The following is a 13,206-nucleotide window of genomic DNA, read 5'->3' as shown; positions in this document are numbered from 1 at the left end:
CGCTGATCAACCGCTTGCAGTCACGAAACTCCATCCTTCGGGATGGTGATTCGTTGCTGCTGACTCGAACGGAATTCAATCGGGAAGTGGCGCGCGAACGCATCCGTGCGACGCGACGATCGATTCCGTTTTGCATTGTCACCATCGACGTTGCGGGCGGACGGCAACTGCAAGTGCGTCGGCGGGCTTTGATTCGCATCTTGCACCGAAACGTTCGCCTGACCGACCAGAAAGCCGAACTGGGAAACAATCGATTTGCCGTCTTGCTGGTCGATACACCCGAAATGGGCGGGCGATCCGTTTTGGATCGACTTGCCAGCTTATGCGAGACGCGGAAGATCGATGCGACGCTTTCATTGCGCGTGCATGATCCCGAAGGCTTTGACCCCGATCGCGATGTCGACCTGCCCAGCGGCGCCGGCAAACGACGCCGCGATGATGCCCCGGAATCCAGCTGGCTGCGTGTCGATCGAAGCTCGAGCGACGCACTCGGACTGGCCGTCCAGCAGCGTCCCGCCATCATCGCTGAGACGCCACGCTCCCCAGAGGTCACTTCTCGCGACGAGGACGCAATGGCAACGGCAACGGCAACCGGTACGGCACGCAGTTTGGCGCACACTCCGAAGCACAGCTCCAATCACAGCGCCTTTGTGACCTGCGAAGCTCTCCTCAGCGATCGACCGCTGACGCGGCGTTTGACCAAGCGTGCGATTGATCTTGCCGGGGCATCGATCGGCTTGGTCCTGGTCAGCCCGGTGTTGGTCGTGGCAGGCCTGGCGGTCAAGCTGACCAGTCCCGGACCGGCATTTTTCAAACAGACCCGTGAGGGAATGGGGGGAAAGCCGTTTACGATTTACAAAATGCGAACGATGGTGGTGGACGCCGAGAGCAAACAATCGGCGCTTCGTCAGAAAAGCCACCGTGACGGGCCGGCGTTTAAGATCAAGCACGATCCTCGCGTCACACCGATCGGGCACCTGTTGAGAAAGACGTGCATCGACGAGTTGCCCCAGTTCATCAACGTGCTGCGCGGTGACATGTCGCTCGTCGGACCGCGGCCACTGCCCTGGCATGAAAGTCGCGCCTGCAATCACTGGCAACGCCGCCGTTTAGACGTGCCGCCGGGCATGACGTGTTATTGGCAAGTCGACAAGGCCGCGGCGGAGACGTTCGATGACTGGATGCGGATGGACTTGCAGTACGTCGACCGCAACGATCTGTGGCGCGACCTGCGGCTGATCGCTCGCACCGCGTTGGTGCCATTGACCGGACGCGGGGGTGAATAGCTCCATCGGTACCGCGGCGCGATGAGGCGCTCGAGCGGAAAACACGCATGAACGCATCTGTTAAAAAAGACGCACGCCCCCCGGCCAGCCTATCGGTCGACTTCGACAACAAGTGGGCCTACCTCCGTGCCGCCGGCCGCCAAGACTGGGAATCGGCGTCCAGCTACCTGCCGATGGCCGCCGAGCGGATGGTGAGCCTGCTCGGCGAACTCGAGTTGCCGGTGACCGTGTTTGTTGTCGGCCGCGACCTGGGCTGTGAGCGCGACACCGAGGCAATCGATTCGTTCAAGACACTGGAATCGGTGGAGTTCGCGAATCACTCGATGAATCATCTGCCGTGGATGCACACCATGGATCGTGAAGAAATCTTCGCGGAAATCGCTGGAACGCATCAGGCCATCGCGTCCTCGCTCGGTGTCCAGCCACGGGGGTTTCGTGGACCAGGATTCTCGTGTCCCGAGGAAGTCCTCCGCGTGTTGGCGAAGCTGGATTACGCCTACGACGCTTCCGTTTTCCCGACATCGGTCGCGCCGATCGCCCGAGCCGTCTTCCTGGCCCGAACCAAGCTCAAGGGAGAGCAAAAAGAAAAAGCCAAGCAGCTCTATGGCGGATTCGCCGCGATGCGGAATCCGAATCGCCCCTTCTGTCGCACGGTCGAAGCGAGTCGGTTGTGGGAGATTCCGGTGACGGTGATGCCGTTGACCCGCACGCCGATTCACTTCAGCTACTTCCTGTTCTTGGCCGGCGTTTCGAAGCTGGCGGCCAAATCCTACCTCCGCAGCGCGTTGCGGTTGTGCCGATGGACAGGCACGACGCCTTCGTTGTTGCTGCATCCACCCGATGTTCTGGGCTGTGAAGACGATCCCGACATGGCCTACTTCCCCGGAATGAAAATGCCACGGGCGGAAAAGCTCAAACTGGTTCGTTGGGCACTGCAACGCTACGGTCGAACCTTCAACGTGCAAACCATGATCCAACAAGTGCGCTCGCTCAACGCCGAGGCGGAAGCGTGTCGCACACGAATGGCACCAGCGTAAGCGTTGGTGTGAAGGCTTTAGCTGCCCACTGTCGCTGCGTCGCAGCGACCGGGAATCGCCTAAAGGCTAGACACCAACGTCCTCACTAAAAGGTGCCGGACACCTATTTCCAACCCATCCTGAATCAAATTGATCGACCTCGGAAAGCGAAACGTTCTCGGCATCGGTGTCAACGCGATCGATTATGAATCGGCCGTTGCCAGGGTGATCGATGCGGCCATGGGCCGGCAAGCGATGTCGGTCACCGCGCTGGCGGTGCACGGTGTGATGACGGGGGTGACCGATCCCGAACATCAATATCGGCTCAATCAATTTGATCTGGTCTGCCCCGACGGCCAGCCGGTTCGTTGGGCGTTGAATCTGTTGCACGACTGCAAGCTGGACGACCGGGTGTACGGCCCTGATTTGACGCTCAAGCTTTGTCAGGCGGCCGCGCAACAATCCGTTCCGGTGTTTCTGTTCGGGTCGACCGACGAAGTCCTGGCACGGTTTTCTGACTCGCTGTGCCGGCAGTTTCCCGAGCTGCGGATCGCCGGCACACGCAGCAGTCGTTTTCGAACGTTGTCGCAACTCGAACGCGACGAGTTGGCCGAGGAAATTAATTCCAGCGGCGCGGGGATCTGCTTCGTCGGACTGGGCTGCCCCAGGCAGGAGGTGTTCGCCTATGAAATGCGTGATCGCCTGAGCATGCCGCTGGTTGCCGTCGGGGCCGCGTTTGCTTTCCACGCCGGCATGTTGGCCCAGGCGCCGCCGTGGATGCAACGCCACGGTCTGGAATGGCTGTTTCGACTGGCGCACGAACCGAAGCGATTGTTCAAACGCTATCTGACGACCAACCCGGCATTCTTGTCGCGACTTGCACTCCAGAAGCTCGGGCTGATCCACCGTCATCGAGATCAAGGGCGGCCGCCGCAGCACGACTTGCTTTTCGGCTGAAGGGCCCGTGGGCTGACGTCGATCGATTGATAGAATCTAGCGGCCCCGACGTCCGAATCCGATTACCCCCGCTGACCATGAACGATTCCTTTGATCCCTTCAGCGATGTCGCATCGTTGCAACTGGCCGTGACCGATTCCTTTTGCGAATTGGCCGAGCAAACGGTCAAGCAGAACGGCGTCTTTCGCGTTTCCCTGTCGGGCGGCTCTACCCCGCGCCGCGTCTATGAAATGCTGAGCGAGCGTCAGCTTCCTTGGGATCAAATCCATTGGTTTTGGGGAGACGAACGCAATGTGCCGCACGATCATGCCGACAGCAATTTCCGTATGGTGCACACCGCATTGCTGAGTAAGGTGGACATCCCGGCGGCGAACATTCATGCCGTCCCGGTGAATGTCGATGCACCGGCCGAAGCAGCCGAACAGTACGAGCAAACGCTTCGTGACCACTTCGACGAGCCGTTTCCGGCTTGGGATCTGATGCTGTTGGGCATGGGCGATGACGCCCACACCGCGTCTTTGTTTCCCGACACGCTGGCGCTGGGCGAACAGAACCGCTGGTTTGTCGAGAATTGGGTGCCGAAGTTTGACGGCTTTCGGTACACGCTGACGTTTCCGGCGATTGAATCGGCGCGAAACATCTGGATGATGACCGCCGGCGAAGCGAAACAGCAGGCCCTGAAGCAGGCCCTGAAGCAGGTTCTGTCAGGCGAAACCGATCTGAATCGCTATCCGTCGCAACGGATCAAACCGACGCGTTGGTTCGTCGATGCCGCGGCGTGCGGCGCGGCGTAGGGGAGACTCGGGGCGAGCGATGTCGTCCAGATGAATTTCTCGTCTGCCGCGTCGTGCCCCATCAGAGCGTTGTCGGGTCGCGTGAGCGTGCCCGAAGGCCTGGGCTGCGAGCCCAGTGCGGCGTCGATGAGAGAGTTGGGGCCCGTAGGCTCGCGCCAAACGGCTGATCGCCGTTTGACATCAGCCACAGTTCGCGGCAGCGCGAGCGGGCTCGCCACTGGGTATTCACTAAGCGGTATTGGGCTAACCGCTAAAAGCTAACCGCTAAACAGCTCAGGACTGTTCGTCGTCGGAATCAGCGGCTGCTGCGACGGGTTCGGGCGTCGTTTCCGCCTCGTTGTCGCTGCTATCGCTATCATCGGCGAACGAGGGCCGTTCGGCTTTTCGCGAGACGCGATCGTTCTTTCCGACCAGTTCCAGGATCGCCCGGGTGCCGGCATCGCCGAGACGCGGGATTGCCAGACGGACGACGCGGGTGTAGCCGCCGTCGCGATCGACGTAGCGTGGGGCGATGGTATCAAACAGGATGGCGGTCGCTTGTTTGTCGCCGATCAATTGAACGATGCGTCGCTGTGCGGCGACGACGGGAGCGCGGGCGGCGGCCCACTTCTGCCAATCTTCGCTTTTTCGCCACTTCTTGTATTCGTCACTGCCGCGGTCGGCGTCGCAAGCGAACTTGGCCGCTTCTTCGGCGTGCGGGAGCGATTTCTTGGCGATGGTGATGCATTTTTCGACCAGCGACCGCACTTCTTTGGCTTTGGGCAGCGTGGTGGTGATTCGACCGGCAACCTTGGGAGCGTTGTCGTCGAGTTCGGCATCACGCTCGGTCAGGAACAGAGCGCTGGCAAGGTTTTTCAGCAGGGCCTTTCGGTGGCTGGGACTGCGTCCCAGCGTGCGGCCACGTCGTCGGTGTCGCATGACGTATTCGGATAGGGTTGGGGGTGTATTTGTGCGAAGGGGTTTCGAGCGGATCTGCGGCGAGGCGTCCGCTAGAACATGGGTTGCGCCGGCACTCGCATGCCGAGGTGCAATCCGTACTGGGCTAATTTTTCGCGGACTTCGTTCAGCGTGGTGTCACCGAAGTTCCGGACTTCCAACAGTTGGTCTTCGTTGCGTTGAACGAGATCACGGACCGTTTGAATGTTTTCACTTTCCAGGCAGTTGTTCGCCCGCACGGACAATCGCAGGTCTGCGAGCGTCATGTTCAGCTTGGCTTCCAGCTGAGCTTCGGGCGACCCGGCGCCACCGCGAGCGGCCGAGAAGATGCTCGGTCCGAGTTCGCGATATTGGACGAACGGGTTGAGGTGTTTGCGAAGGATCTTTGCCGATTCGACGAGTGCCAGTTCGGGGTTGACGCTCCCGTCGGTCCAGATTTCCAGGATCAGCTTGTCGTAGTTGGTTTTTTGCCCGACGCGGGTTTCTTCGACTTCGTATCGAACGCGGGTGATCGGGCTGTAGACGGCGTCGACGGGAATGATCCCGATTTCGTGATCGGCGCTGCTGTGTTCGGTGGCCGGCACATAGCCGCGGCCGTTTTCGACGACCATTTCCATCATGAATGGCGTGTCTTCGGTGAGCGTCGCCAGCACGAGGTCTTTGTTGATGATTTCGACATCCGAATCGGTTTCGATGTCACCGGCACGCAGTTCACCGGCTTTGTCGCTTTCGATCGTGATCACCCGCGTCGCTTCGCTGTGGTTGCGGACCACCAAGCTTTTGACGTTGAGGACGATTTCGGTCACGTCTTCCAAGACGCCGGGGATGTTGGTGAACTCATGCTGGGCGCCACGAATCTTGATCTGCGTGACGGCGCTACCCATCAGGCTGCTCAGCAGGACGCGTCGGAGGCTGTTTCCGACACTGGTGCCGAAGCCACGTTCGAACGGTTCGGCGATGAACTTGCCGTACGTTTGGGAAAGGGAATCGCGGTCAACTTCCAGATTGCTGGGAAGTTCCATTCCACGCCAACGGATATGCATGGTTGTGATCCTGTCGCTTGGGAGTGCAAATGCGGGGGTAAAGAGTAGCCGAGAGACCGATCTACTAGACGCGACGCTTTTTCCGCGGTCGGCATCCGTTGTGCGGAATCGGCGTGACGTCTTCGATCAATTTGACCTTCAGTCCGGCCGCTTGCAGTGCCGTGATGGCACTTTCACGTCCCGATCCGGGGCCCTTGACGCGAACTTCGACGTCTCGCATGCCGAACTTCGACGCCTTTTCGGCGGCTTGTTGGGCGGCACACTGGCCGGCGAACGGGGTGCTCTTTCGGCTGCCTTTGAAACCGCTGGTTCCGGCGCTTGCCCAGCACAGCGTGTCGCCTTTGACGTCGGTGATGGTCACCGTCGTGTTGTTGAACGTCGCGTGAACATGGGCGATGCCGTTGGTCACGTTTCGCCGTACTCGTTTCTTTTTGTTGCTCTTTGCCACTGCAAAGTCCTAAAACTTCAAACGGTTAATGTCGAACTGGAGGGGAGGCCAAAACGCGACGCGTCGACGACGCGGTCGCTGCTTCGGACCAAACGAAAATATGTCTTGGGACGTCGGGGATGCTCGGCTTGTAAATCGCCGGGTGCATCGGCCAGACGTTAGCGAAGATCCTTGACGCCTTTCTTTCCGGCGACCGTCTTCTTGGGCCCTTTGCGGGTACGCGAGTTGGTCTTGGTGCGTTGTCCGCGAACCGGCAATCCCATTCGATGCCGCATGCCGCGGTACGACTTGATCTCACGCAGCCGGCTGATGTTCTGGGTCGTTTGACGACGCAGTGGACCTTCGACCGTGTATTCACGTTCCAGCAATGCTGCGATTTGACCCAGCTCATCTTCTCCGAGGTCGCTTGCGGCGCGCGTCGGGTCCACGCCGAGCTTCTCACAGGCTTCGCGGGCCGTGTGAAGGCCGACGCCGTAGAGATAGGTCAACGAATACTGGATCTGTTTGTCGTTCGGGATGTCGACGCCCAACAAACGGGGCATGGCGAGGCTCCTGCAAAATCATCGTGCTAAAACTATGAAGACACAGCACCTTGCGGTTGGAGACGCCCCCGGGAGGGAACGCGACCGCAGAAAGTCAGAAAAAGTGCTGGCCAAGAATCCCGGACTATAGCGAATGGTCCCCTTTTTGCTCAATGGCCACTTTCGAGCCTTTTCAGGAATTTTCGCTCCGGCGATTGCGGACCATCCGAAAAAACTCCGTCGGCACCGCGTCGGCCGGCCCCGCCGGGACCCGAAATTGCTCCACCGTGCGGAAATCTGACAGATCCAGCTCCAGTTCGGTGTCGCCGGCGACGCCCGAGAGCACGCGTGTCAAATAGATCTGGTCGCAACGATCGATCAGTTGACGATAGATTTCTGCCCCACCGACCACATAAATTGGTGCCTGGCCACCCATCTGCAGGGCCGCGTCGGGTGAAGACGCGACGTCAACACCCTCGTAAGTCAGGTCCGCTTGGCGGGACACCACGATCGTCCGCCGGCCAGGCAGCGGCCGCCCGATCGAATCAAACGTCTTGCGGCCCATCACCAGCACGCCGCCCATCGTCATCCGCTTGAACCGCTGCAGGTCCTGACGCAGTCGCCACGGCATCGTCCCCTCCAGTCCGATCACGCCGCTGGGGGTCATCGCAACGACGGCGGTGACGGGAGGGTTGCTGGTTGCGGGCATGGCGGTATTGGCTTTCAGACCGCAACGGGGGCCTTGATGTGCGGATGGGGCTCGTAATTGACGATCTCGAAGTCTTCGTACACAAACCCGTCGATCGATTCCGGCACGCGAGCGATCACCAGTTCCGGTAACGGTTTGGGTTCCCTGGAAAGCTGTTCCCGGGCTTGTTCGAAATGGTTCTGGTACAGATGCACGTCGCCGAAGGTGTGCACGAACGCGCCGGGTTTCAATCCGGTCACGCTGGCCATCATCATCGTCAGCAAGGCGTAGCTGGCAATGTTGAAGGGGACGCCCAGGAAGACGTCGGCACTGCGTTGATAAAGCTGGCACGAGAGCCGGCCATCGGAAACGTAGAACTGAAACAGCGTGTGGCAGGGGGGCAAGGCCATCGCGCCGACCTCGCTGACGTTCCAGGCCGAGACGATCAGCCGACGCGAAAGCGGGTTGGTGCGGATCTCGTTTTCGACCCAGGCGATCTGGTCGATCGTCTGCCCGTCCGGAGTCGGCCAGGACCGCCATTGGTGGCCATAGACCGGCCCCAAGTCGCCGTTTTCGTCGGCCCACTCGTCCCAGATCTTCACGCCGTTCTCGTTCAGCCACGCGATGTTGGTGTCACCACGAAGAAACCACAGCAGCTCGTAAATGATCGAGCGAAGGTGCAGTTTCTTGGTGGTCAACAACGGGAATCCGTCGGACAGATCGAATCGCAACTGGCGGCCGAACAGGCTTCGCGTGCCGACGCCGGTGCGGTCGCCCCGATCAGAGCCGGATTCAAGGATGTCTTCGAGAAGGCGGAGGTACTGGAGCATTTCGTCTTAGACCGACGCGTCGATCGCTTCCTGAAGTGCGGCTTTGGTCGTGTTGCCGCCTCGGAAACTGTGCTCGACTTCGCCGTTTTTGAACAGCAACAGCGTGGGGATCCCGGTGATGCCGAACTTTTGTGCGACACCGGGGGCGTCATCGATGTTCAATTTGCCGATTTTTGCCTTGCTGTTCTCCTCGGCCAGCTGGTCGATCATCGGAGCGATTGCACGGCAGGGGCCGCACCAGGGTGCCCAAAAATCAACGAGCACCGCGCCATCGGCTTGAAGGACTTCGGCATCAAAGTTGTCGTCAGTAAATTCTTTCACGGCGTCTGAAGCCATGGTCTTGGTCCTCGGGATAGCAACAGGGAAAAGGAGAGGCCGACGGTGATCCGCCGATACTCGAGTGCGAATTGTAGGAAGCTGGGGGTGGTCGGCCAAGTTAGCCAAAGCGAGAATTTCAGCTCGCCGGGCTCATCTGGTCGCTGCCGATTCCGTCGCGTTCCATTCTGGCGTTGGCCATCCTGGCTGGATTGCCCCGATCGGGGAGTCCAAGTTCGAGTCACCGAACGTCACTGCGCATCCAGTGCTCGACGGCACGCGAGACGATTTCGGCAAATTCGCCGAGCAGCATCGCGGTCGCGCCCCAGACGTCTTGTCGACGCCCCAGGCAATCATCGAACTCGATCGCCCGGTGTCCGAATCTGTACTGGAATACCTCGCCGCTGCCCTGACTCTTACCGATCCGCTGTTTTTTTTGATCGATGAGCGTGCAATGGGGGGGCGAGTGGGGTGCATCGGATTCCCCCAGGTGCAGCAGGCATTCCACAGGCATCTCGATCACTTCGTCCACCTCGACCGGGTCGGGACGCCACTGGGTTGTGGGGCACTTTGTTGTGACGATTTGCGTTTCCACCAGGTTGTCGCTGGCAAACACGTAGATCGGCGACAAACATCCCACCACGTCGATCACCTGCACCGGCAGTCCGAGTTCCTCGTGGTATTCCCGCAGCGCCGCCTGTAAGGAGGATTCGCCAGACTCGATTTGTCCGCCCGGCAAACAAACTTGCCCACCGTGGTGCGACAACGCCTTGGGTCGGCGGGTGAGCGTCAGGCACAACCGCCCGGTTTGCCGATGGGGATAGACCACAATTACAACGGCCGCCCGGCGTGAATCCGATCGGGCGGGGCCACGGTGGCGACCGTAAGACAAACGCGGCGCCAGCTTCGAACCGCCGCTCGCCCGCGGGGAACTGGTCGAACGGTTCAAGAATCGGCCGCTTGGGAATTTGCCCGTCTGGTTGCCGCTGCGCTGGGCGAGCACTTGAGCGACCACGCTGCCAAACGTCTTGATGGATTCCGCGGCAAACAGCTGCTCGGCGGCACGATCCCTGGCGGACACAACGGGCACCTAGACGAGGGTCTCGAGCAGTCGACGCAGCTTTCGCAATTCGACCCGATGATCCAAGCCTTCCATCGGCGTCATGTTGACCGTCAACGCGCGATCGTATTTCTCGCGTTCAAGCTGGGTGATCAGTTTTCCGTAGTCGACTTCCCCCTGGCCGACGCTGACCTGAAACGCATCGGGACGCGTGTCGCGAAGGTGCACGTTGCAAACAAATTTCAAAATGTGGTCCAAGCTTTTGCCTTTGGCCGAACCGGTGATGTAAACGCTCGGGTCCAAGGTGATTCCCAATCCGTCGACGTTGTTGCACAGCACCATCAACGTGTCGGGATCCTCGCTCAAGCAACCGAGTTGGCTTTTCACACTGACGCGAACCCCTTCGGCCTCACCGATCTCGACTAGTTTCTGCAGGTGTTCGACCTCCTCGTTGAAGGGGGTGCCCTGTTCGGCCGACGGAATGGTGATCGTGACCACCTTGGTCGTCTTGGCCAACCAACACAACTTGGCGAATTGCTGGTAGTGATCCGCGCCGGTGGACGCCAGTTGCACGCTGTAGCCTGAAATGTCGAGTCGGTGGGTGTGGCGGAGCAGTTGGATGGAGCGATCCATGTCCTCCAGCAATTCACTCGGTTTGACGTTCCCCGATTCGTGCAACGCAATTTCGATGGCGGTGAAATCCAAGTCGGAAGCAAGTTCGATCGCGGCGAGCAATTCGAGACCGGGAAAGCATTCAGTAGAAGCGGCGATCAACACGGGAGTATCCTTTCAATTCAACGTCTAGAATTCTGGTCGCATGACGGCGGGCGATCGAGTGCAAGCCGCCGCCACGAATGGTTTTAGGTAAGCGTACCGATTTTGGCGATCTGGGCAAAAGACCGGTTTACCGGCTAATGCGACGAAACGAGCGAGGGAGCGTTCGCCACCATTAATTCCTCAATCATTTCGTTGCGGTGTCACGCCCTGACCCCCATGTTGGCCCAGCCACTGGACCGCGTCGCGGGCCAATTGCTCGGGGGACTTGGCGTCGCCGACAAGTGTCAAATCGGCCACCTGGCGATACAGCGGTTCGCGGCGTGCAAGCAATTCACGAATCTCATCCACCGGCGATAGTTCCGTCAGCGCCGGCCGCCGTTGCCCGGTCGTCTGGTCGGCCGCAAGACGCCCGGCGATCACCTCGGGACTGGCGGTCAACCAAATGCAGACTCCGGTTTGCCGGATCACGTCACGATTCTGTTCACGGAGGATCGCTCCCCCGCCGAGCGAAATGACGCGTCCCTGTGATCGATCGGCGGCCACCTGACGAAGGCACCGTGATTCCCAATCGCGGAACAGGTCTTCGCCTCCTTCGGCAAAGATCTCGCGAATCGTTTTACCGGCCGCCTGCTCGATGACGTGATCCAAATCAATACACTCGGTCGCCAGTTCGGCAGAAATCAATCGTCCCACCGTCGTTTTTCCGGTGCCGCGGTAGCCGGTCAAGTAAATTCGATCCGTAGTCACCCTCACCTCCGTTTACCCCGCCGGACTTCGTTTGTTTGGTCTTTCAGTGTCTCGCCGCTCCCCCGACTCGCCGTCGCCGCAGTTGCCGACGCGACGCGTGTGGCTGTTTCGATCGGTCTGTCTGGCGATCGCCCTGTTGCCCTTCCTCGCCGCGGAACTGGCCCTGCGGGTGACGCACCGCGTCGATCCAAGGGACCTGGCGAGCGATCCGGTGTTTGATTCTGCCGGCCAGTCGCCGCTGTTTGTCCTGTCGTCGGATTCCACACGTCTGGAGATCCCGCCATCGAGGCTGAACTTCTTTCGGCCGGCCTCGTTTGCCGCCGACAAACCGGAGAACACGCGACGCATCTTCGTGCTCGGCGGGTCCACCGTCCAGGGCCGTCCCTACGAAACCGAAACCGCATTCGCAAAATGGATGCAGTTGCGGCTGGAAGCCCAAGATCCGTCGCATGCCTACGAAGTCGTCAACTGCGGCGGCGTCTCCTACGCCAGCTATCGGATCGCGATCGTGTTGGACGAAGTCCTCCGCTATCAGCCCGACGCGATCGTGCTGTACACCGGGCACAACGAGTATCTGGAAGAACGCAGCTACAGCACGATCGAGTGGGAAAGCAACCCGCTGCAACGCCTGGCCCAAGGATCCTACCTGGTCCGATCGATCCGTCGGCACTTGCGTCCCCCAGCGGGCCATGGCCAGGACTTGCCGGCGGAATTGAAAACACGCTTGGACTTCGTCGATGGAATGGCTCGCTACGTCCGCGATGAACAATGGCGACGTGGCGTCGTGAACCATTTTCGCGTCACGCTGGAACGCATGATCGGCATGTGCGCTGCCGCCGAAGTCCCGTTGTTGGTTTGTGTGCCGACCAGTGACGTTGTCAACACGCCGCCGCTGAAGGTCCAAATGGCGGATCTGGATCAAGCGGCACTGGATGACTTTCTCCGGCACCAGGCGATCGCGGAGGACAGCCGGCTGGCGGTGGAACCGCGCCTCGCGGCCTGCAAGGCGTGCTTGGAAATCGATCCCGAACATGCCGGAATCCATTTCTTGGCCGGCATGCTGCATTGGAAGCAGGGTCGCGCCCGACAAGCCAAGGATCATCTTTATGCCGTGCGCGATCATGATGTCTGTCCGCTGCGGGCGACGACACCGATTTTGCAAACGATCGTGCAGTTGGCCCAGCGTCATCGGCTGCGTGTGATTCGATGTGATCAATTGTTCGATCGAACGGATTCTCAGTGGAGGCCGATTCCTGATGGGATCGAAGACCCGCAGCGGTTCGTCGACCACGTTCATCCGACGATCGCCGGGCATCAAGAGATCGCGTTGGCCGTCTCCGATGCGGTGATGGAATGGTTTCAGATCCCGGCGACCGCCTCCGCCGAGGAGTCTTACCGCGAGCGTGCGACGCAACATCTCGCATCGCTCGACGAAACTTATTTCGCCCGTGGCAAGCAGCGTTTGGAAGGGTTACGAAACTGGGCCGCCGGCCGCGCGGGGAAGCCGTCGTCGGACGAGCGTCACGTCGAGGGGGAGTAAAGGCGGGTTGATCTCAGCGGGCCGCGTCACGGCTTGTTGATTTGATCAGCCGTTTGGCGCGAGCCTACGGGCGCCGGTGAGTCATCGACATGATGCATTCCCGTACGCTCGCGCGCTCGCGGCTGATCCCACGTGCGATCGGATTCAATCAACAAGCCGGTCAGCGAGCGGCGCCGCGACGGGGCGTTTTGAGCACGCCGCTCGCTGACGCTTCCCGCTGGGGTTCTTGATTGCAAACCACGAGGCGC

General features: G+C 60.2%; 15 protein-coding genes. 5 read left to right on the top strand and 10 right to left on the bottom strand.

The annotated features are described in order from the left end of the window. Positions 1-53 precede the first annotated feature (53 nt). From TBK1r_RS15420 to pgl, 4 genes are all read left to right on the top strand, one after another. Positions 54-1,286 carry a sugar transferase gene (locus TBK1r_RS15420; RefSeq protein ID WP_419581376.1) on the top strand — a complete coding sequence of 411 codons (1,233 nt, stop codon included), beginning with the start codon at positions 54-56 and terminating at the stop codon, positions 1,284-1,286. Between the two features lie 47 nt (positions 1,287-1,333). Further along, the gene (locus TBK1r_RS15415; RefSeq protein WP_145212253.1) at positions 1,334-2,323 is read left to right on the top strand and encodes a polysaccharide deacetylase family protein; all 990 of its coding nucleotides are present in this window, start codon (positions 1,334-1,336) and stop codon (positions 2,321-2,323) included. A 129-nt stretch (positions 2,324-2,452) separates the two neighbouring features. After that, a complete protein-coding gene (locus TBK1r_RS15410; protein WP_145212250.1) occupies positions 2,453-3,259 on the top strand; it encodes a WecB/TagA/CpsF family glycosyltransferase in 807 nt (268 codons plus the stop codon). A 77-nt stretch (positions 3,260-3,336) separates the two neighbouring features. Next, positions 3,337-4,053 carry a 6-phosphogluconolactonase gene (gene pgl / locus TBK1r_RS15405; RefSeq protein WP_145212245.1) on the top strand — a complete coding sequence of 239 codons (717 nt, stop codon included), beginning with the start codon at positions 3,337-3,339 and terminating at the stop codon, positions 4,051-4,053. Positions 4,054-4,326: 273 nt separating this feature from the next. On the opposite strand, the gene TBK1r_RS15400 is transcribed toward pgl, so the two are convergent. The 10 genes from TBK1r_RS15400 to TBK1r_RS15355 all read right to left on the bottom strand — a co-directional run bounded on the left by TBK1r_RS15400 (position 4,327) and on the right by TBK1r_RS15355 (position 11,418). Beyond that, positions 4,327-4,971, bottom strand: a complete 645-nt coding sequence (locus TBK1r_RS15400; protein ID WP_145212241.1) for a bL17 family ribosomal protein — start codon at positions 4,969-4,971, stop codon at positions 4,327-4,329. 71 nt (positions 4,972-5,042) lie between these two features. Then, entirely contained in the window at positions 5,043-6,032 is a 990-nt protein-coding gene (locus TBK1r_RS15395; protein ID WP_095741426.1) for a DNA-directed RNA polymerase subunit alpha, read from the bottom strand. A 64-nt stretch (positions 6,033-6,096) separates the two neighbouring features. Continuing rightward, positions 6,097-6,480, bottom strand: a complete 384-nt coding sequence (gene rpsK / locus TBK1r_RS15390; protein ID WP_095741425.1) for a 30S ribosomal protein S11 — start codon at positions 6,478-6,480, stop codon at positions 6,097-6,099. Between the two features lie 158 nt (positions 6,481-6,638). After that, on the bottom strand, positions 6,639-7,010 hold the full coding sequence (gene rpsM, locus TBK1r_RS15385) for a 30S ribosomal protein S13 (protein WP_095741452.1): 372 nt from the start codon (positions 7,008-7,010) through the stop codon (positions 6,639-6,641). Positions 7,011-7,194: 184 nt separating this feature from the next. Further along, on the bottom strand, positions 7,195-7,710 hold the full coding sequence (locus TBK1r_RS15380; RefSeq protein ID WP_145212238.1) for a dihydrofolate reductase: 516 nt from the start codon (positions 7,708-7,710) through the stop codon (positions 7,195-7,197). A gap of 14 nt (positions 7,711-7,724) precedes the next feature. Further along, positions 7,725-8,519 carry a thymidylate synthase gene (locus tag TBK1r_RS15375; protein ID WP_145212235.1) on the bottom strand — a complete coding sequence of 265 codons (795 nt, stop codon included), beginning with the start codon at positions 8,517-8,519 and terminating at the stop codon, positions 7,725-7,727. A 6-nt stretch (positions 8,520-8,525) separates the two neighbouring features. Beyond that, on the bottom strand, positions 8,526-8,855 hold the full coding sequence (trxA, locus tag TBK1r_RS15370; protein WP_095741422.1) for a thioredoxin: 330 nt from the start codon (positions 8,853-8,855) through the stop codon (positions 8,526-8,528). A 220-nt stretch (positions 8,856-9,075) separates the two neighbouring features. Continuing rightward, positions 9,076-9,924, bottom strand: coding sequence for an NUDIX hydrolase (locus TBK1r_RS15365; protein ID WP_145212232.1), 849 nt, complete (start codon positions 9,922-9,924; stop codon positions 9,076-9,078). Beyond that, positions 9,925-10,671: a sugar phosphate isomerase/epimerase family protein gene (locus tag TBK1r_RS15360; protein WP_095741420.1), complete on the bottom strand. Its 747-nt coding sequence runs from the start codon at positions 10,669-10,671 to the stop codon at positions 9,925-9,927. It abuts the gene before it with no gap. A gap of 180 nt (positions 10,672-10,851) precedes the next feature. Next, complete coding sequence (locus TBK1r_RS15355; protein ID WP_145212228.1) at positions 10,852-11,418, bottom strand: shikimate kinase; 567 nt, start codon at positions 11,416-11,418, stop codon at positions 10,852-10,854. Between the two features lie 46 nt (positions 11,419-11,464). Between TBK1r_RS15355 and TBK1r_RS15350 the strand changes: the two genes are divergently transcribed. Beyond that, positions 11,465-12,958: an SGNH/GDSL hydrolase family protein gene (locus TBK1r_RS15350; RefSeq protein WP_145212225.1), complete on the top strand. Its 1,494-nt coding sequence runs from the start codon at positions 11,465-11,467 to the stop codon at positions 12,956-12,958. Positions 12,959-13,206 lie beyond the last annotated feature (248 nt).

This window comes from Stieleria magnilauensis, assembly GCA_007753675.1.
Taxonomy (GTDB): domain Bacteria; phylum Planctomycetota; class Planctomycetia; order Pirellulales; family Pirellulaceae; genus Stieleria; species Stieleria magnilauensis.
This window is presented reverse-complemented; position numbering and strand designations above follow the sequence as displayed.

Coding starts and splice junctions, on each gene's coding strand:
- TBK1r_RS15415 (WP_145212253.1), top strand. CDS start 1,334: ATGAACGCATCTGTTAAAAAAGACGCACGCCCCCCGGCCAGCCTATCG.
- pgl (WP_145212245.1), top strand. CDS start 3,337: ATGAACGATTCCTTTGATCCCTTCAGCGATGTCGCATCGTTGCAACTG.
- TBK1r_RS15400 (WP_145212241.1), bottom strand. CDS start 4,971: ATGCGACACCGACGACGTGGCCGCACGCTGGGACGCAGTCCCAGCCAC.
- TBK1r_RS15395 (WP_095741426.1), bottom strand. CDS start 6,032: ATGCATATCCGTTGGCGTGGAATGGAACTTCCCAGCAATCTGGAAGTT.
- TBK1r_RS15380 (WP_145212238.1), bottom strand. CDS start 7,710: ATGCCCGCAACCAGCAACCCTCCCGTCACCGCCGTCGTTGCGATGACC.
- TBK1r_RS15375 (WP_145212235.1), bottom strand. CDS start 8,519: ATGCTCCAGTACCTCCGCCTTCTCGAAGACATCCTTGAATCCGGCTCT.
- trxA (WP_095741422.1), bottom strand. CDS start 8,855: ATGGCTTCAGACGCCGTGAAAGAATTTACTGACGACAACTTTGATGCC.